Here is a 19,156-nt window from a genome sequence, read left to right on the forward strand (position 1 = left end):
TTACATTTTTAAAAAATTTTCATTTTTATAGGCGATTCATTAACTTTACTTCTAAATAATAATGTTTTTCTTTCTTTTTATGATTATAACGTAGGCTTAAAAATAGTTCAACAATAAACCTATAATTCTAAAAATCTTATATTTAGAAAAGCAAAGAAAAATATCTCATTATATACAAGTTCATTCATTTTTTTGCTTTAATTTTAGATAACAATCTCTACACACAGCAATATATTTATCAAAACCTCCTATATCTATCTCATCACCATTTCCAACAAACTTGTATGTCAACGTTCCTCTGTATTCTCCACATTCATGACAAACTGCCTTCTTTTTTATTATATTGTCTGCATGAGCCATAAGAAGAGCCGTAACAATAAATGGATTAGCCTTAAAACTTAAATCTAATCCCGCACAATAAACATCTATTCCAGATTCTATCATTTGAAGAACTACTTCTCTTAAAGTTTCATCTAAAAATTGAACTTCATCAATAAAAACTGCGTTTTCATTTCCTTGGAGATAAGTTAAAATTTCTTTTGGTTTAGTTATTGCTATAGCATCAACCGCCGATTTTGAATGAGAAACTATTTGAGTATTATTATATCTATAATCTATCTTAGGTTTGAAAACTTTTATTTTTTTCTTTCCCAAAGTATATATTTCAATAAAAGAAATTAATTCGGAAGTTTTTCCTGAATACATAGGTCCTACTATAACAACTAAGCTGCCTGAATTCATAAATATCTTTCACTTCCTTGAAAAATAATTGTATTAACTTTAAAATTACTAACAAGATACTAAAAGAAATCTTTTATCAAAGGTACAACCTCTTTAATAGCTTCTTTCCATAAAACTTCTATTCCATAGTCCTTTAATATATTTACGGAAGGAGTTCGAAAAATATAATAATCTTTATAATTGAAATTACCAAACGTTATAAAATACATCATGTATACTAACAGCGCTTTCAGATAATAAAAATCATATAAAAAGCTAAAGTTTTTTAAAAAAGTATGATATACATCCTTTAAATGGATATCGTCAATCCCGTAACTCTTATATAATTCTTCTTCAAATATTCTAACAAAACCTGCTGGGATTCTCTGAGGGAAAAAATTCTTATCCAATTTAGCAACTGATATATTCCATTCTTTCTTCAATAAAGCAGCATCTATTATAGTTTCAATTTTGGTATGTGACTTGTTAGTGGTTCTTTCCAAGGTTGTTATTCTTGGATGTATTTTTTTATCTAGATAATTATGTAGATAAAATCCCAATGCATACTCTTTGCTTTCTTGTTTAAGTTTCATAATTAAATTAGTTGAATCTATTTCATGTAATGTATCTGCAATTATTTTATATTTCGGATCAGATTTTTCGTAATAAAAAATATCTGGTCCCATTAGACCTAAATTATACATCTTAACATTTTTTAAATTTGCCGGAAGAATCTTATGTCCAAAAATAATGTGAGTTAAATAACCAGGCATTTTATTCTCCTACCCCATTAAATTAAAATAATATGTATATTTACATTAATTTTATCACATATTAACCTGAATCAATATTAAAAAATGAAAATTATTTGTTAAAAACTTTCTTATAAACCCTCAAAAAATTATCTCCCAAAACTTTTTTTATATCTTCTTTACGATATCCTCTTTCTAAAAGTGCTTCTACAAGCAATGGGATATTTGATTGATTTTCCAAAATCTCAAAAGAATTTGATAAACGATTTTCTGTAACTATAGGTGGATCATATTTTTTTAAGTGTCCGCAAAAGTCAAATCCTAAGCCAACATATTCAATTCCTACTAGATTGACTATGTAGTCAATGTTGTTTACCAAATCATTAACGTCGGCTTTTTCTGGTGTAGAGGAAGCAAATTTGTTTAAAGCATTTATACCAATTACACCTTCAGTCCTAGCTATAGCTTTAATTTGTTCATCCGTCAAATTTCTTTCTATGTTAACAATACTTCTGCAATTTGAATGTGAAGCAATAATAGGTTTGGTGGTTAATTTAATAACATCCCAGAATCCTTTATCGTTGAGATGACTAACATCTATAATCATATTCATTTTTTGCGACTTTTTAACTAATTCAACCCCAAAATCTGATAATCCGTTCAAATATCTGTTAGTGTCAGGTTCAGAAAATCTACTTCCATCGCCTGCATAATTTCTCCTACTCCAAGTAAGTCCTACAAATCGAACACCCAATTCATAAAAAATCTCTAGTAAATATAAATCGTTATACAAAGGTTCTACACCCTCAAACGATAAAAATACCCCAATTTTATCTTCTTTTTTTGCCTTATATACATCATCATAAGTTTTACAGAAAATAAAATTATCTTTTGATTCAGAAATCTCTTGGTAAAAAGAACTAATCTGATCTAAAGATTCTCTTAATGATAACTCTGGTATCAAACAGTTTTCAATAAATATAGAAGATACTACACAGGTTAAGCCACCTTTTTTAAAATTCTCCAAATGGTCGCTTTCCATTACCTTACAAAATCCTAATTTTCGTTGACGAGATAAATCCATCAATAAATCAAAATGACCGTCTATTACAATACTTTCGTTAAGAATTTCATTTGTTATATCACTAAAATAATTCATTAAGATAATCTCCTTCATCTTATTATTTTAAATATAGATTAACCTGTAATATAAAAAACATTCGCCTCTTAAAGACGAATGTTTCAAACACTCTACATGCCAATTTATCTTAATATTTAATATCAAATTTAGGGTCTAATGAAGTTGCATTTAATTGTCTTGCGGTTTGAACATCTTGTTTAACAACTTCTCTCCAAGTTTCATAAAGATCTTTGATTAAAGATTTAACTTCAGTTAAAGTATCTATATCCTTTTTTAAATTCGCCTGAATTAATTGTTCGTAAATATAGTTGTATAACAACCTAAGGTTTTTAGCAACTTCTCCCCCTTTTTCAATATTTAAAGAAACATTTAATTCTAAAATAATTTCTTCAACCCTAATAATTTCATGATTTGCTTCGATCAAGTTATTCTTTTCAATAGCTTTTACTGCTTTTTCAAGTCTTTCAATTGAATTTTTGTACAGCAATTCAACAAGTTTAGTAGGACTTGCGGTCTTTACACTATTCTCAAAATAAACATTTGAATTTTGAAAATTGTTCATTAGATAACCCCCTTAAACGTTACTGTAATGTATTATAAGCTTTATCAAGTAAATTTTCAAATATGTCTAAAACCTTATTAAACTCTGAGCCTATAATATCGGAAAGTTCAAAAAAATCCTCATTTCTCTGGGCATCAATTAGCTTTGAGATAATGTTTTGTATTGTTTCAAGATCTGTAGATTCATAGAAATTAATTCCTGTATAGATTTTCGTTTGCTCAACAATATCCAACAAAGCCTGCATACCTTCAGCAATACTATTTAGTAAATTATGACCTTCCGGAGTATTTAACAAAATTTCTTGAGATACATTTTCTAAATTGTCTCTAACTTTTTTAATGTATTCAAATGATTGCTGTATTAGAGTCAGCAAAACAGAGTCTCTTGAACTAAACTCTAATTCAATTTCCTCTCCACCTTCAAAAAAAGCATCTTTGATTTCATCATAATAGGCTAAAGGAATCTCTTTTTCATTAATCTTAATTTTTGTCAAAACACCTTGCGTGATATTTATATAATCTTTCACCATTTCCTCAAAATTACTGTACTTATCAAAATCAACTTTAGAATCTTCGTTTATCAACCCGCTAATTTTAATTCTAACCTTTTCTTCATCTAACACATTCTTCACTTCCTTTGCAATTTAAAATAATTTTAATTAAAAGAATCTCTAAGCCATTTATTTATCGGATAAAAAAATTCTTTCTTTAGCATAATATAATTTTTTAACTTTTGCTATAAGTTATTAGATGATATAATAAAGTTATAGGAAAATAATTAAAATTAAATTAAATCAACTCACGACTCTTAATTCTATAACTAAAAATTTCGACTTAAAGACGCTTTAGAAATTTCGGTTAAAATACTGAATAAGTTAAAGAAATAGACAATCGTCGAGCAACAGAATTGTGGAATTATTTTTACAAAAAGTTGAAATTAAAAACATTGATAAAGGTTTGGTATTAAAATCTCTAAAGTGCTTAATATAACTTAATTTAGGAGGAAAATATATGTCTGTTGTTAAATCAAGAAGAGAAAGTCTAATAAATTCTTTAGAAGACAATTCTATAGCTATTTTTTATTCTTCTAAAAGTCCCATTAAAAGTGGGGATGAACGTTATCCTTTCTCTCCAAATAGAAATTATCTTTATTTTACCAATCTTGCAATCGAACATTCTTTCTTAGTTATATATAAAACTGATGATGAAATCTTTGAAAAATTGTTTATTGAAAGAAACGACCCTGTATTAGCAAGATGGATAGGAGAAAAGCCTAGCAAAGAATTCTGCTTCGAAAAATCAAATATAGACATTAAAAATATTAATTATATGGACGATTTTTTTGGCTTTTTGGGAAGTACTCTTAGCAAATATTGTATTGACAGTGTATACCTTTATCTAAAAAACATTGATTGGGAAAATAACGCTACGGAAAAAAAATTAGCAAGAGAAGTAACCAAACATTTCCCCTACATAAAAATCAAAGATATATCAAAAATAGTAAATAATTTTAGAGTTAAAAAAGATGAAACTGAAATTGAAAATATAAAAAAAGCTATTGCAATAACTAAAGAGGCTATAATGTTTTTAATAAAAAATGCCAAACCAGGAATGTATGAATATGAATTAGAAGCCTACTTTGATTTTATATTAAGAAAAAATGGGGTAACTGATTTTGCTTTTAAACCTATAATCGCCTCCGGAATAAATTCCACTATTTTACATTATTCTTCTAATAACAGCAAAACTAATCCTGGAGATGTTGTGTTATTGGATGTTGGTGCACAATATAATTATTATAGTGCTGATATTTCAAGAACATTTCCTATTTCTGGTAAATTTACAGAAAGGCAAAATGCCATTTATCAAATCGTTTTAAATACGATGAAAAAAGTTCAAAGTGAAGCCAAACCTGGAATAACTCTTTTTGAGTTAAATGAAGTTGCAAAAAAGGCCTTAGCTGAAGGATGCAAAGAAATTAAGCTAATTAACTCAGATGAAGAATTATCTAAATATTATTTTCATTCAATATCTCACTTTTTAGGGCTAGATACTCATGATGTTGGAGGGAAAAAAATCAAACTTGAACCGGGTATGGTAATTACCAATGAACCCGGACTTTATATTCCTGAAGAAAAGATTGGTATAAGAATCGAAGATGATTTATTAATAACTGAAAAAGGATGCGAAAACTTATCTGTAGACATCCCTCGAGAATTATTTGACATTGAAAACATCTGGAGAGCTTAGAAATGGTGATATTAGGAATTGATCCGGGATACGGAAAAATTGGATATGGTATCATTGAGAAACTTGGAAACAATTATAATACCATAGATTATGGAGTAATCTATACTAATAAAGATTTACAATTATCAAGTAGACTTCTACAAATTAAAGAAGAACTTAATAATTTAATTAAACATTATAAACCTGATGAAGCAGCTGTTGAGGAGTTATTCTTTTTTAAAAACGTAGCGACTGCGATTCAAGTAGGTGAAGCTAGAGGAGTAATATTACTAACCCTTGAAGAAGAAAACATTCCTATATATGAATATACACCATACCAAATTAAACAAGCAGTTACTGGTTATGGACACGCGGAAAAAGGTCAGATTCAAAGAGCTTTAAAATTGATCTTAAAATTAGAAAAAAATCCAACTCCCGATGATGCTGCAGATGCCTTAGCAGCAGCTTTTTGTCACGCTAACTTTAGGAGGAATTTGTTAAAATGAAATATTTGAATGATTTTTTTATGGAATATTTAGGTTTTATTCCTTTCAAGATAGAAGGAAACATTAGTTTCCTAAACAACTATGTTGAAGTTATCTTAAATAAACCTTTAACTGATATTTCAGAAGAAGAATTATCCTTCTTTTTAAAAAGGCTTTTAAAAAAAGATGTCTCGATAAATTTCTTAAGCAACAATAGTCCTGATTTTATTGTAAAAAATTGGGAACAAATTATTCATTCTCATCCACTAAGGGATTATTTACGCTTTCTGACGCCAACTATCAATGAAGAACGTTTAATTTTTAAAACACCATACCCTATGGTTAAAGCAAGAATAACTAACTTTCAAAATGAATTTGAAGAGTTGTTATACAAGCATTTGGGTAAAAAATTATCATATGATATTTTGATAGATGAAACATTAAAACCTAATTTAAATATTCCCATGAGCAGTTATGAAGCAGTAACACTTTCTCATTCTACTAGTGTAAATTCAGAAGATTTGGAAATCATCTTAGGAAAAGAGTTTAAAAAAATACCTATGCCTTTAAATATACTTCCTATGAACGAAGGGACATCTGTAGTTGTCAGTGGAAAAATTTTTTATATCGAACACAATGAAAGAGGTCCAATCACCTCAATATATATTTCAGATAAAAAAAGTTCAGCTGTGATAAAAGCATTTTCTGAAACTGCAATAACCCTATTTAAAAATCTTGCTTTAAATGATGTTTTACTTTTAGAAGGAACGATTTTTTACGACAATTATATAAAGGAATTTGCAATTAAGCCTATAAACCTCATTAAATTAAAATCTGATCCTTTTGAAAGGAAAGATACTTATCCACAAAAAAGGGTTGAACTTCATCTACATTCAAAATTAAGTTCGATGGAAGGCCTGCTTGATATAGATGAAATAGTTAATACTGCAAAAAAATGGGGTCATAAAGCTATTGCAATTACAGATGTTGGTGTTGTTCAAAGCATCCCAGAATTTTATGATAAAGCAGTTGCAAAAGGTATCAAACCAATATTCGGAATGGAAGCCTTTGTTGTAGATGAATTTATCAACATAGTTACACTATTAAAAGAAGATAAAAATATTGAAGAGGCTGAATATGTTGTTTTTGACCTAGAAACCACTGGTTTAGAACCTGCATTAAATGAAATTATTGAAATTGGTGCTGTAAAATTAAAAGATATGAAGATTGTTTCAAAATTTCATAGATTAGTAAAACCAAAAAAACCTGTTTCACAATTTACAACTAACCTTACTGGTATAACAAACGAAATGCTTGAAAAAGAAAATCCTATAGAAGTTGTGTTACCAGAGTTTTTAAGTTTTATTGAAGATGCAATTTTAGTAGCTCATAATGCTGACTTTGATTATAGATTTTTAAGAGAATGGGTTGCAAAAGTATATAATGAACATTTTGAGCAAACATATATCGATACATTAGCCTTATCAAAATCTTTATTAAATTTAAAAGGGTATTCCTTAGATAAAGTCGTTGATGAATTAAATTTGGGTAATTTTGAACATCATAGAGCTCATGAAGACGCTAACGTAACAGCTTTAGTTTTCATTAAACTTATTGAAATGGCAAAAAACAAAAATATAAAAAAGCTTTCTGAACTTGAAAAATTGAAAAAATTTATAGATTATAGAAGAATCAGACCCACGCAAATGACTATTTTAGTCAAAAATAAAACAGGTTTAAAAAATTTGTATAAACTCATCTCCAATTCCCATGTGAAATACTTCTATAGAGTTCCTCGAATTTTAAAAAGTGAACTCTCAAAGATGAGGAACGGTCTATTAATTGGAAGTAGTGGTGAAGAAGGAGAAATTATAGATGCTTATTTAAGGGGAGCTTCTCATGACGAAATAATTGAGATTGCTAAATTTTATGATTATTTAGAAATTATGCCTATTAATTCACTTGAAATAAGCTCTAAAATATCTAATAAAGAAATTATAAAAATGTATAAATCTATATATAATTTAGGTAAAGAATTAAATATGCCTGTTGTTATGGTTTCTAATGCACACTATCTTGATAAAGAAGACGTTGTCTTTTTAAACACACTAAAATTCGCAGAAAAAAGAAAACCTACAAATTCGCTCAAATACTTAAGAACAACAGATGAAATGATTGAAGAGGCAATGAAAATATTTGAAGACAAAGAAATAGCAGAAAATGTTGTTATTAATAATCCAAATAACATTGCTGATCAAATTGATTTAATTCAACCACTAAGTAAGAAATTAAATCCACCAACTATTGAAAATGCTGAAGAAGAAGTAAAAGAAACGGCATTAAAAAATGCACATGAAATATACGGAAATCCGTTGCCAAAAATTGTTGAAGATAGATTAAACAAAGAATTAAATTCTATAATTAAACACGGTTATGCAGTCTTATATCTTATAGCCCAAAGAATAGTAAATAAATCAATTGAAGATGGATATTTAGTTGGTTCACGCGGTTCTGTAGGATCTTCATTTGTAGCAACTTTACTTGGAATAACAGAAATAAATCCTTTACCTCCTCATTACGTATGTCCTAACTGTAAAAAAAGTGAATTCATCGAAAAAGGAAATTACGGTTCAGGATACGATCTTCCAAGAAAAAAGTGTGAAGTATGTGGAACAGAAATGACAAAAAATGGACAGAACATTCCTTTTGAAACTTTTATGGGTTTTGAAGGAGATAAGATACCTGATATAGACTTAAATTTCTCAGGAGACTATCAATCAAAAGCACATAAGTACATTGAACAAATGTTTGGAGAAGATCATGTGTATAGAGCCGGAACTATATCTACTATTGCTGAGAGAACCGCCTATGAATTTTCTAGAAAATATTGTGAAAATGTCGGTATCCTAAAAAATTCGGAAATTCAAAGAATAGCAAGTGCCATAACTGGCGTAAAGAGAACTACCGGACAACATCCTGGTGGTTTAATGATTGTTCCAAAAGAACTAGAAATATATGATTTCACCCCCATACAATTTCCTGCAAATGATTCAAAATCTGGGGTTCAAACTACACATTTTGATTATCATGTTATACATGACGATCTAGTTAAATTAGATGCATTAGGACATGATGACCCAACGTTTCTTAAAATGTTAAAAGACCTAACTGGTATTGATCCGATGAAAATTCCAATGGATGATAAAAAAACTCTTAGCATTTTCTCTTCTACTAAAGAATTAAATATAGATTTAAAAAATGAACTGGGTACTACAGTTGGAACCTTAGGAATACCGGAATTTGGAACTACTTTTGTAAGAAGAATGCTCGAAGACACTAGACCAAAAAGTTTTGCTGAATTGGTAAGAATTTCTGGACTCTCTCATGGAACAGATGTATGGTCAGGTATAGCAAAAACTTGGATCGACACAAAAGAAGCTACTTTGGAGGAAGTTATTTCATGTAGGGATGACATCATGAACTATTTACTCTTGAAAGGAGCACCTCCAAAAGAGGCTTTTTCAATTATGGAAAAAGTTCGAAAAGGAAAAGGAATTAATGAAAGTGAAGAAGAATTAATGAGAAACTTAGGTGTTCCTGAGTGGTTTATTACATCATGCAAAAAAATCAAGTATCTTTTTCCTAAAGCTCATGCAGCAGCTTATGTAAGCATGGCTTTTAGAATAGCTTGGTATAAAGTCTATTATCCATTAGCGTTTTATGCAACTTATTTTACAATCAAAGGTGATGAATTTAATCTAAAAGTAATTTTTTCGGGTAAGGAAGCTATTAAAAAAAGAATTTATGAACTACGTATGTCAGATTTAGATGTAAAAAAGAAGAGTGAAATGACGAACTTAGAATTAGTGCTAGAAATGATGTTAAGAGGTTTTTCCTTTAAAATGGTTGACCTATATAAATCTGAATCTAAAGAATTTTTGATTGTTGATAATTCTCTTTTAGTACCATTCACAAAAATACCCAACCTTGGAGAAAAGGCAGCAGAAAAAATTATTCGTTCAAGAAGTGAAGAATTTAAATCAATAGAAGATTTTGTTTCAAAAACTGGATGTAACAAGACCAATGTTCAAACCTTAAAAGAACTCGGCGTTCTCAGAGATTTGCCAGAAACAAACCAGATTTCTTTGTTTGGAGGATAAATTAAGTGGAAGGATGGCTTACTTTTTTTGAATTTAAAAAAATTACTAATTTTCTTGATGCTTTTTGTGGAACTGTTGAACCTTCCTTTAGAAATGCTTATTTTTATTATGACAATTCTCTAAGAATTTTTGCTACGGACGGCTGTGCTGAGCTTTATCTAAATGTTACCAAAGAATTTCTACCCTTCGAGGGAGTTGCAATTGTTCCTGTACAGTACCTAAAAGGTATAATTAAAGGTACAAAACTGAATGACGACTCTTTGGTTAAAATTTCTGTCGAAGATAATGAAATATTCTTTGAACTGGAAGGTATGAAATTAAATAGTAAAATTGAGAAATTAGGAGAGGATGAGATTAAGGATTTAAACAAAAATTTCACCCTTTTAAACAGAAACAAATTGGTTTTTTTTATTGATAGTATGGATTTTGTTTCTGCTTCCGCCAGTGAAGGAGACGTGATAGACCTATTTACTGTGGAAAACAATATCTTTTTTGGCTATATATGTAATTTCTATAAATTAAATGCTTTATTTGCTCCTTCAAAAATCGATTTTCACAAAGAAATACCTTTTATTTCTGCTAGGCATATAGTAAAATCTTTAAATCTTTTGAAAAAAAATGTTATTTTGGATTTTGGTATCGATAAGAACCATATAATATTACATACTTCAGGGGTGTTTATTAGAATATGTTCTTCTCAACCTGATTTTAAAAAAGACATTATCATTCAAAAAGATAATTTTGAAGAAAAAGAAATAAATACCCGAGAATTAAAGAATGCTTTAGGAAAACTCTATGTTACTTTCACTGAAAGTAACATAGCTTATCTAGTATTAAAAGAAAATAATAGTTTTATTTATAAAGAAGAAAAAAATTCAAAGATTTCATTCAAATTACCTTATTCTTTTAAAAATCAGTATATAATACCTATACATATTAGAAAGTTAAGATCAATATTATCCAGAATGTCTGAAAACTTAAAAATAGCTTTAAATGATAAAGAGATGATATTAATCGATGGAAAACAAAATAAGATAGCTAGTTTCTTAGTACAAGAGTATAAAAAAGCTTAGGAATCAAAAATTAACATTTATTAAAATAATTAATGTTAATTTGAAAAGAATAAGGAGTATAATTCTTTTAGTTAAAGTTGATAAATTTTGTTAGGATTAATTTCATTCGGGGAGTGTGAGGAGGATGAAGGTAATTAACTTTTTCAAAGATTTTATAAAAATCTTCAAAGATCTATCAGAAGATTTAGACATGTATATCGAAAAGGACCCCACAGCAAAGAATAAATGGAAGGTCTTTTTTACTTCTGTATCTTTCCATGGGTTGATGGCTTATAGATTCGCTAATTTCTTTTATAGATATAAAATATACCCTATTTCATATATTATTTATGTTTTAAGTAAAATAATTCATTCTATGGATATTCATCCAGCAGCTTTTATAGAGCCAGGAATAGTGATTGATCACGGATTTGGAGTTGTTATTGGTGAAACTGCAAGTGTAGGGAGAGGAACTTTAATTTATCAGGGAGTAACGCTTGGTTCTAAAAAAGTAACTTCTGGAAAAAGACACCCTATTGTAGGCAAAAATGTAATGATAGGTGCAGGAGCTAAAATACTTGGTCATATTTATATTGGTGATGATTCAGTAATAGGTGCCAACGCTGTCGTTTTAATGGACGTTCCACCTAAATCATTAGTAGTAGGGGTCCCTGGGAAAATTAAAAAATTGAATTGCCCATCCTCAAACTATTATGATTTAAATAATACGATTAATTCAGATTATATCCTTTAATCTATAAATATCAAATAAGTTAGGGGGAAATTCTATTGATTTATACTTCTATTGGTAACACTCCTATGATTACTTTATCTCGATTAATTGAACCAGGAAGAGTGTTTGTTAAGCTTGAAAAAAACAATCCTGCAGGTAGTATAAAAGACAGACCTGCTTTTTTTATGATTAAGCACGCCGAAATAAACAATGAACTCAACGAAACTCAAAATATAATCGTCGAACCAACTAGTGGAAATACTGGAATAGCCCTAGCAGCGATTGGAAAAAGCAAAGGGTATAGGGTAATATTAACTATGCCTGAAAGTATGAGCGAAGAAAGAAAAAAAATATTAAAAATATTAGGCGCAGAACTAATTTTAACCCCTGCTGAACAAGGAATGAAGGGCGCTATAAGTAAGGCAATAGAAATAGTTGAAAAAACAAAGGGTTTCATGCCAAATCAATTTGCAAATCCCGCAAATCCATATTCACACGAAGTCACTACAGGACCTGAAATAATCAAACAAATGGATTATTCTATGGATGTTTTTGTATCTGGCGTTGGAACAGGAGGGACCATTACAGGCGTTGCAAAAGCATTGAAAAAAACCTTCTCAGATTGTGTACGAATAGTAGCTGTTGAACCAGCTAATTCATCTGTCTTATCTGGAGGAAATCCAGGACCACATATGATTCAAGGCATTGGAGCTGGATTTATACCCGATAATTTGAATATGGATTTAATAGATGAAGTTATGCAAATTACTGATGAAGAAGCTATCAATATGACAAGAGAATTATCAAAACTTGAAGGATTGTTTGTTGGAATATCTTCAGGAGCAAATATTGCAGCAGCACTAAAATTAGCTACTAGGTTTGGAAAAGGAAGACGAATAGTGACAATAGCCCCTGACAGTGGGGATAAATACATGAGTTTGTTATAAACTAGTTAACATAAATATGGTAGAATTCGAATGAATATATTTTAGAAGTAATTTGTTAAATTTGGGAGGAATATTCAATGGCTGAGAAACATTGTTCTTTCTGCGGTAAACCTTACAGTCAAACAGGCGCTTTAGTAGCAGGACCGAATGGGATATATATATGCGACGAATGTATTGACCTTTTTAGTGAACTCGTAGAAGAAAACAAATCAAAAACGACTGAAAACAAAAAAGAAGCTATAAAATCTACTTTAACACCAAAACAACTAAAAAATTATTTAGATAATTATGTGATTGGCCAAGAAAAAGCCAAAAAGATCATTTCCGTGGCTGTTTATAATCATTATAAGAGAATTTTTTCTGCTAATGATATAGACGATGTAGAAATAGACAAATCTAATGTTCTATTAATTGGTCCTACAGGGACTGGAAAAACGTTAATAGCTCAAACTTTAGCCAAAGTCTTAGATGTTCCTTTTGCTATTGCAGATGCTACTACTTTAACAGAAGCAGGATACGTAGGTGAAGATGTAGAAAACGTTATATTAAGACTTCTACAAGCTGCAGATTATGACGTTCAAAAAGCCCAGAAAGGTATTATTTATATAGACGAGATAGATAAGATTGCAAGAAAGTCTCCAAACCCTTCTATTACTCGAGATGTATCTGGTGAAGGTGTACAACAGGGACTTTTAAAAATAGTTGAAGGAACAATCGCAAATGTACCTCCACAAGGAGGTAGAAAACATCCATATCAGGAATTTATACAAATCGATACCTCTAAAATTCTTTTTATTGCCGGAGGAGCATTTGATGGTTTAACTGATATAATTAAACATAGGATAAAAGATTCTTCCTTAGGTTTTGGTGCAGATATAAAAAGCAACAAGGAACAAAGAGTAGGAGAACTTTTGGATAATATTATCCAAGATGATCTAATTAGATATGGTTTAATACCTGAATTTGTTGGAAGGTTTCCTGTTATTGCAACTCTCAATGACTTAAGTGTTGAGGATTTAATAAAAATAGCAACTGAACCTAAAAACGCTTTGTTAAAGCAATATAAAAAGATGTTAGAATTAGAAGGAATTGAATTAGAAGTCACACCTGAAGCTCTAAATTTAATAGCTAAAGAAGCTTTGAAAAGAGGTACAGGTGCTAGAGCCTTAAAAACAATTTTTGAAGAAGTTATGATTGATATAATGTATGAAGCACCCGAGATGAAAAATAAAATAAACAAAATAATAATTGATGATAATGCTATAATTCATAAAAAGCCTGTTTTTAAAAGAAAGGAGACTGCATAAAATAGAACAAGAACCAATTATTTTTGCTATAGAAACATCATGTGATGAAACAGCAGTTGCCATACTGCAAGGGGCAAATAATTTACTTTCAAATATAGTGGTTTCGCAAATTGATATTCATAAAGTTTTTGGTGGTGTAGTACCTGAAGTTGCTGCTAGAAAACATGTTGAATTTTTATATAAGCTAACTCAATTAGCTTTTGAACAATCTAGGATAGCTCCACATCAAATTAACGCAGTAGCAGTATCTTATGGACCTGGCTTGATTGGTTCCCTATTAGTTGGAACAAGTTTTGCCAAGGGAATGTCACTATCCTTTAATACACCTTTTATAGGTGTAAATCATCTGATAGGACACATATATGCTAATTTTCTTGATTTTCCTGATTTAAAGCCGCCTTTTCTGACACTGTTGGTTTCTGGTGGCCATACCATGCTTCTATTGACAAAAGATTACCTAGAGTTTGAAATTATTGGTCAAACAAGAGATGATGCGGCAGGAGAGGCATTTGATAAAGTAGCACGAATCCTCGGCCTTGGATATCCCGGTGGACCTATAATAGAAGAAACAGCTAAAAATGGAAAACATATTTACGATTTCCCAAAACCTTTGCTTAACGAAGGATACGATTTTTCATTTTCTGGACTAAAAACTTCGGTGTTATACTTTGTTAATGAACATCCAGAGGCTAGAATAGAAGACATAGCAGCATCTTTTCAAGAAGCTATTACTGATACTTTAGTTCACAAGGTAACAAAATATGCTTTAGAAAACAATATACATGATATAGTAATAGCCGGAGGAGTAGCCTCTAATTCAGTATTGAGAACAAAGCTAGACAAATTCAAAAATAAAATAAACATATATTATCCTCGTTTAATATTTTGCACGGACAACGCTGCAATGATAGCAAGAGCAGCTTATGAAAAATATAAACGAGGTTTAATTAATAGTTTAGATTTAGATGTGTCCCCAAATTTAGGTTTATCAGAAATATAAACTAAGTTATGAAAACTTGACCTTATCAGTTGAATATGATATAATATTCTCTAGCAATCTAAGAATGTCAATAAAGAAATAATATTAAGGAGAGGTGGCCGAGCGGCTGAAGGCGCACGCCTGGAGAGCGTGTGACGGTTAAAAGCTGTCCGTGGGTTCAAATCCCACCCTCTCCGCCAGAAGAAGTAAATTTCAAAAGAGTCTAGATTCACAATCTAGACTCTTTTTTATGCCTATTTTCTTCTTGTATATACGTTATGTTCGTTTTTCAAAAAAGATGTGTGTATCTCTTTTATTGCGGCAATTCGTTCTTCTGCCATTCTGTTAGCTGCTTTAGCGGTAGTTATCTTGTCTCTCTTAGCAATTTCAAATACTAAACCAATTTGATTATACAAATTTCCTGCTTTAGACAAAGCTCTTTCTCTATTATAACCACTTAACTCATCTGCAACATTTATTGCTCCACCTGCATTAACTATAAAATCTGGTGCATAAATGATTCCTCTCTCCTCTAGCATTTGTCCGTGCCTCTCTATATCTTCCAACTGGTTATTAGCGCTTCCACATATTGCTTTGACTTTTAATTTGGGTATAGTATTATCATTTAATATACCGCCTAGTGCACAGGGACAAAATATATCAGCTTCTACTTCATATATTTGATCCACATCTACTCTTTCTGCGCCAAATTCATCTACAAATTTTTGTATAGCTTCTTCTAAAATATCAGTTACAATTAGTCTCGCACCTTCTTCTTTTAAATATTTACATAGATAATAAGCAACGTTTCCGCATCCTTGAATAGCTATTGTTTTATCTTTCAAAGATTCTTCACCAAATGCCTCTTTTGCAGTCCTTAACATTGATTTATATACTCCATAAGCTGTTACAGGACTGGGATTTCCAGAAGAGCCATAACTTTCTGAAATTCCGACCACATAGTTGGTTTCTTGATACACAATATCCAAATCTTCGGTTTTTGTACCAACATCTTCTGCAGTAATATACCTTCCATTTAAACTTTCTACAAATCTTCCAAAAGCCCTAAATAAAGCTTCTGATTTATCTTTCCTTGGATCACCTATTATTACAGATTTTCCTCCACCTAAATTTATACCTGCAGCGGCATTTTTGTATGTCATTCCTTTTGCTAATCTCATTACATCTCGCAAAGCCTCTTCTTCTGATTTATAATCCCACATTCTACAACCACCAAGGGCTGGACCAAGAGTTGTGTCATGTATTACTATAATACTTTTTAACCCGGAAGTTTTGTCATAACAATAAACAATTTGTTCATAATCACCGTTTTCCATTCTATCAAAGATCATAATATCCCTCCTATATAGCTTAAAGTACTAATTTTAGAAATTCTAAAATCTGCATTATTTATAAATTTCGTATTTGATTTTTTTACAAAATACCTCCCAACTTCTAATACTCCCTAAATAGCAATTTTTTAACTCTCAGCACTTGTACCGAGAAAATGGGAGGAGTGCTACGTCAAGAACTCATTGTAAATTCAATATTCCATTTTTTAGAAAATCTTCATTTCTAAATCCCTATTTGCAAAAAAAATCTTTATAAATAGTATTTTAATACAAACAGAACTTTTTTCATCTATTTACTATTATAAAACAACTGATATAATTATTTTACTACTTCTTTCATGCCAGCCTTTATCGCTTCTAAATTTATATTAATCATTTCATTCTTCTTTCCTGTTAATCTTTCTTGTAAGGCTTTTTCAACTGATTTAAAGGAAACCGCTTTTGTAGCTTTTAAGTAGGCCCCTAACATTACCATATTTGAAACCTTAATATTTCCCAATTCGTCCGCTATACTATTAGCTGGGATTTTTATTATTTTAATATCTTCTCTATGAGGTCTTTTATCAATAACTGAAGAATTAATAATAAGTATCCCGTTTTCTTTTAAGGTCTTCTCAAATTTTATCATTGATGGAAGATTAAAAGCAACAACTTCACTTGGCTCATCCACAACAGGAGAAGCTATATAATCATCAGAAATTATTATTGTGCAATTCGCAGTTCCTCCTCTCATTTCAGGTCCAAAAGAAGGAAGCCAAGTAGTAAACTTGCCATCAAACATTGCTGCCATTGATAGTATTTGACCAAAAAGCATAACTCCTTGACCTCCAAAACCTGCTGCTATCACACTGTGATACGCCATTTTAAACACCTCCAAGGCTTCTATTTTCCTTCGATTCAATTTACTTATCCAACCTTATCAATAAATACACCAATAGGAAATTCTTTTACCATATTTTCCTCAAGCCATTCCATAGATTCTATGGGGGTTAGTCCCCAATTAGTAGGACAAGTAGATAAGACTTCAACTATTCCATATCCAATCCCTTTTAATTGAGCAATAAAAGCTTTTTTTATCTGTTTCTTTGTTCTTATAACATCTTGTGGAGTACTTACCTTCGTCCTAGACAAAAATGCCACACCCCTAATTTCTTTCAGTATTTCAGACACTCTCAAAGGATAACCTTCGTTTTTTTCGTTTCTTCCATAGGGAGTAGTTGTAGTCTTCATTCCTAATAACGTTGTAGGAGCCATTTGCCCACCCGTCATTCCGTATATAGCGTTATTTATAAAAATGGTTGTGATTTTCTCTCCACGATTAGCCGCATGAATTATTTCTGCAGTTCCTATTGCCGCTAAATCACCATCTCCTTGATAAGTAAAAACTACATTTTCAGGTCTAGCTCGTTTAATACCTGTAGCAACAGCAGGCGCTCTTCCGTGAGCGGCTATAGTTCCGTCTAACTCAAAAAAATCATTCGCAAAAACAGAACATCCAACTGGAGCTACCATAATTGTAATGCCTTGTATGTTAAGTTCATCAATCACCTCTGCTATTATTCTATGAACAAGTCCATGGTGACAACCCGGGCAATATGAGAATTCCTTACCGCTTAAGGATTGAGGAGCTTTGAAGCGTTCAGTGTAAATCATGACTTTTCACCTTCTTATCAGTTAAATAAGTTCCATAAGTTTGGCATAAATTTCGCCAGGAGTAGGAATAATTCCTGCCATTCTTCCATAATATTCCACAGGCTTCCTACCTTCAACAGCAAGCTTTACATCCTCTACAAATTGTCCTGCACTCATTTCAACACAAAAAAAGAAACTAGCCTGGTCTATCCATCTTGCTAATTGAATATAAGGAAAGGGCCATAAACTTATAGGCCTGAATACACCTACTTTAATCCCTTTTTCTCTTGCTTGCTTAACAACAGACTTAACAATTCTTCCCATCGTACCATATGCTACAATAACAACTTCTGCATCATCAAGTTGATATTCCTCATATAATATTTCATTGTTAATAACCTCTTTGTATTTAGCCTGAATGGACATATTCTTTTGTTCTAAACTAACGGGATCCAAGTCAAAAGATGAAACTCTGTGAGCTTTTCGACTCATAGCAGTACCATTAAGCGCCCAATTAGAATGATTGGGTAAAGTATCAAGGTCAACAAATTCTGGAAATCTTACAGGTTCCATCATTTGGCCTAACAGACCATCTGTTAACAATAAAGTTGGATTTCTATATCTATCAGCTACATTGAAAGCATGCATAGTAAGTTCTACCGCTTCTTGAAGAGACTCTGGACTATAAACTATTAATCTGTAATCTCCATGTCCGCCACCTTTTGTTGCTTGAAAGTAATCAGATTGAGCTGGTTGAATATCCCCTAAACCTGGCCCACCTCTAACTACGTTTACAAAAACACAGGGAAGTTCAGCTCCTGCTATATATGAAATACCTTCTTGCATTAATGAGAAACCCGGTGAAGAAGTTGAAGTCATAACCCTTTTTCCTGTAATTGCAGCTCCATAAACCATATTGACAACAGCAACTTCGCTTTCACCTTGTAAAAATACGCCTTCAACTTCTGGCATCCTCTTTGCCATATACTCAGTTAATTCACTTTGGGGCGTAATTGGATATCCAAAATAAAGCCTACAACCAGCTCTAATAGCTGCTTCTGCAATTGCTTCGGCACCTCTAACTAGCACCTTTTCCAATGAAATCA

Annotated in this window: 17 protein-coding genes and 1 tRNA gene; 9 read left to right on the top strand and 9 right to left on the bottom strand. The window is 30.9% G+C overall.

Going from position 1 to position 19,156, the window contains the following annotated elements:
• Window positions 1-180: 180 nt before the first annotated feature.
• The 5 genes from DTL3_RS07715 to DTL3_RS07735 form a co-directional block, all read right to left on the bottom strand.
• Window positions 181-741 (bottom strand): thymidine kinase, encoded by a 561-nt coding sequence (locus tag DTL3_RS07715; protein ID WP_045088211.1) that lies wholly within the window; start codon window positions 739-741, stop codon window positions 181-183.
• A gap of 59 nt (window positions 742-800) precedes the next feature.
• Window positions 801-1,493: a hypothetical protein gene (locus DTL3_RS07720; protein ID WP_045088212.1), complete on the bottom strand. Its 693-nt coding sequence runs from the start codon at window positions 1,491-1,493 to the stop codon at window positions 801-803.
• 91 nt (window positions 1,494-1,584) lie between these two features.
• Window positions 1,585-2,631, bottom strand: coding sequence for a dipeptidase (locus DTL3_RS07725; RefSeq protein ID WP_045088213.1), 1,047 nt, complete (start codon window positions 2,629-2,631; stop codon window positions 1,585-1,587).
• A gap of 109 nt (window positions 2,632-2,740) precedes the next feature.
• Complete coding sequence (fliS, locus tag DTL3_RS07730; RefSeq protein WP_045088214.1) at window positions 2,741-3,175, bottom strand: flagellar export chaperone FliS; 435 nt, start codon at window positions 3,173-3,175, stop codon at window positions 2,741-2,743.
• Between the two features lie 19 nt (window positions 3,176-3,194).
• Window positions 3,195-3,797 (bottom strand): hypothetical protein, encoded by a 603-nt coding sequence (locus DTL3_RS07735; protein WP_045088215.1) that lies wholly within the window; start codon window positions 3,795-3,797, stop codon window positions 3,195-3,197.
• Window positions 3,798-4,185: 388 nt separating this feature from the next.
• On the opposite strand from DTL3_RS07735, the gene DTL3_RS07740 reads away from it, so the two are divergent.
• The 9 genes from DTL3_RS07740 to DTL3_RS07780 all read left to right on the top strand — a co-directional run bounded on the left by DTL3_RS07740 (window position 4,186) and on the right by DTL3_RS07780 (window position 15,266).
• Complete coding sequence (locus tag DTL3_RS07740) at window positions 4,186-5,424, top strand: aminopeptidase P family protein (protein ID WP_045088216.1); 1,239 nt, start codon at window positions 4,186-4,188, stop codon at window positions 5,422-5,424.
• 2 nt (window positions 5,425-5,426) lie between these two features.
• Window positions 5,427-5,909 (top strand): crossover junction endodeoxyribonuclease RuvC, encoded by a 483-nt coding sequence (ruvC, locus tag DTL3_RS07745; protein WP_045088217.1) that lies wholly within the window; start codon window positions 5,427-5,429, stop codon window positions 5,907-5,909.
• Window positions 5,906-10,048 (top strand): PolC-type DNA polymerase III, encoded by a 4,143-nt coding sequence (locus tag DTL3_RS07750; protein ID WP_045088218.1) that lies wholly within the window; start codon window positions 5,906-5,908, stop codon window positions 10,046-10,048. The genes ruvC and DTL3_RS07750 overlap by 4 nt, the downstream gene beginning before the upstream one ends.
• A 5-nt stretch (window positions 10,049-10,053) precedes the next feature.
• Window positions 10,054-11,121 (top strand): hypothetical protein, encoded by a 1,068-nt coding sequence (locus tag DTL3_RS07755; RefSeq protein ID WP_045088219.1) that lies wholly within the window; start codon window positions 10,054-10,056, stop codon window positions 11,119-11,121.
• A 124-nt stretch (window positions 11,122-11,245) separates the two neighbouring features.
• On the top strand, window positions 11,246-11,854 hold the full coding sequence (gene epsC / locus DTL3_RS07760) for a serine O-acetyltransferase EpsC (protein ID WP_045088220.1): 609 nt from the start codon (window positions 11,246-11,248) through the stop codon (window positions 11,852-11,854).
• Window positions 11,855-11,889: 35 nt separating this feature from the next.
• Complete coding sequence (gene cysK / locus DTL3_RS07765) at window positions 11,890-12,780, top strand: cysteine synthase A (RefSeq protein WP_045088221.1); 891 nt, start codon at window positions 11,890-11,892, stop codon at window positions 12,778-12,780.
• Between the two features lie 77 nt (window positions 12,781-12,857).
• Window positions 12,858-14,087 (top strand): ATP-dependent Clp protease ATP-binding subunit ClpX, encoded by a 1,230-nt coding sequence (gene clpX, locus DTL3_RS07770; protein WP_045088222.1) that lies wholly within the window; start codon window positions 12,858-12,860, stop codon window positions 14,085-14,087.
• A 1-nt stretch (window position 14,088) separates the two neighbouring features.
• Complete coding sequence (tsaD, locus tag DTL3_RS07775) at window positions 14,089-15,087, top strand: tRNA (adenosine(37)-N6)-threonylcarbamoyltransferase complex transferase subunit TsaD (protein ID WP_084217249.1); 999 nt, start codon at window positions 14,089-14,091, stop codon at window positions 15,085-15,087.
• A gap of 88 nt (window positions 15,088-15,175) precedes the next feature.
• Window positions 15,176-15,266 (top strand) — tRNA-Ser (locus DTL3_RS07780).
• Window positions 15,267-15,320: 54 nt separating this feature from the next.
• On the opposite strand, the gene DTL3_RS07785 is transcribed toward DTL3_RS07780, so the two are convergent.
• The 4 genes from DTL3_RS07785 to vorB all read right to left on the bottom strand — a co-directional run bounded on the left by DTL3_RS07785 (window position 15,321) and on the right by vorB (window position 19,148).
• On the bottom strand, window positions 15,321-16,418 hold the full coding sequence (locus DTL3_RS07785) for a Glu/Leu/Phe/Val family dehydrogenase (protein WP_045088224.1): 1,098 nt from the start codon (window positions 16,416-16,418) through the stop codon (window positions 15,321-15,323).
• Between the two features lie 319 nt (window positions 16,419-16,737).
• Window positions 16,738-17,280: a 2-oxoacid:acceptor oxidoreductase family protein gene (locus tag DTL3_RS07790; RefSeq protein ID WP_045088225.1), complete on the bottom strand. Its 543-nt coding sequence runs from the start codon at window positions 17,278-17,280 to the stop codon at window positions 16,738-16,740.
• Between the two features lie 44 nt (window positions 17,281-17,324).
• Window positions 17,325-18,071, bottom strand: coding sequence for a thiamine pyrophosphate-dependent enzyme (locus DTL3_RS07795; protein ID WP_045088226.1), 747 nt, complete (start codon window positions 18,069-18,071; stop codon window positions 17,325-17,327).
• A 21-nt stretch (window positions 18,072-18,092) separates the two neighbouring features.
• On the bottom strand, window positions 18,093-19,148 hold the full coding sequence (gene vorB, locus DTL3_RS07800; RefSeq protein WP_045088227.1) for a 3-methyl-2-oxobutanoate dehydrogenase subunit VorB: 1,056 nt from the start codon (window positions 19,146-19,148) through the stop codon (window positions 18,093-18,095).
• Between the last annotated feature and the right edge of the window lie 8 nt (window positions 19,149-19,156).

The organism is Defluviitoga tunisiensis, from assembly GCF_000953715.1.
GTDB classification, from domain to species: Bacteria; Thermotogota; Thermotogae; order Petrotogales; family Petrotogaceae; genus Defluviitoga; species Defluviitoga tunisiensis.

Bases quoted from the DNA above. Each gene is read 5' to 3' on its own strand.
- DTL3_RS07715 (WP_045088211.1), bottom strand. From the start codon at position 741: ATGAATTCAGGCAGCTTAGTTGTTATAGTAGGACCTATGTATTCAGGA.
- DTL3_RS07720 (WP_045088212.1), bottom strand. From the start codon at position 1,493: ATGCCTGGTTATTTAACTCACATTATTTTTGGACATAAGATTCTTCCG.
- DTL3_RS07725 (WP_045088213.1), bottom strand. From the start codon at position 2,631: ATGAATTATTTTAGTGATATAACAAATGAAATTCTTAACGAAAGTATT.
- fliS (WP_045088214.1), bottom strand. From the start codon at position 3,175: ATGAACAATTTTCAAAATTCAAATGTTTATTTTGAGAATAGTGTAAAG.
- DTL3_RS07740 (WP_045088216.1), top strand. From the start codon at position 4,186: ATGTCTGTTGTTAAATCAAGAAGAGAAAGTCTAATAAATTCTTTAGAA.
- ruvC (WP_045088217.1), top strand. From the start codon at position 5,427: ATGGTGATATTAGGAATTGATCCGGGATACGGAAAAATTGGATATGGT.
- DTL3_RS07750 (WP_045088218.1), top strand. From the start codon at position 5,906: ATGAAATATTTGAATGATTTTTTTATGGAATATTTAGGTTTTATTCCT.
- epsC (WP_045088220.1), top strand. From the start codon at position 11,246: ATGAAGGTAATTAACTTTTTCAAAGATTTTATAAAAATCTTCAAAGAT.
- clpX (WP_045088222.1), top strand. From the start codon at position 12,858: ATGGCTGAGAAACATTGTTCTTTCTGCGGTAAACCTTACAGTCAAACA.
- DTL3_RS07785 (WP_045088224.1), bottom strand. From the start codon at position 16,418: ATGATCTTTGATAGAATGGAAAACGGTGATTATGAACAAATTGTTTAT.
- DTL3_RS07790 (WP_045088225.1), bottom strand. From the start codon at position 17,280: ATGGCGTATCACAGTGTGATAGCAGCAGGTTTTGGAGGTCAAGGAGTT.
- DTL3_RS07795 (WP_045088226.1), bottom strand. From the start codon at position 18,071: ATGATTTACACTGAACGCTTCAAAGCTCCTCAATCCTTAAGCGGTAAG.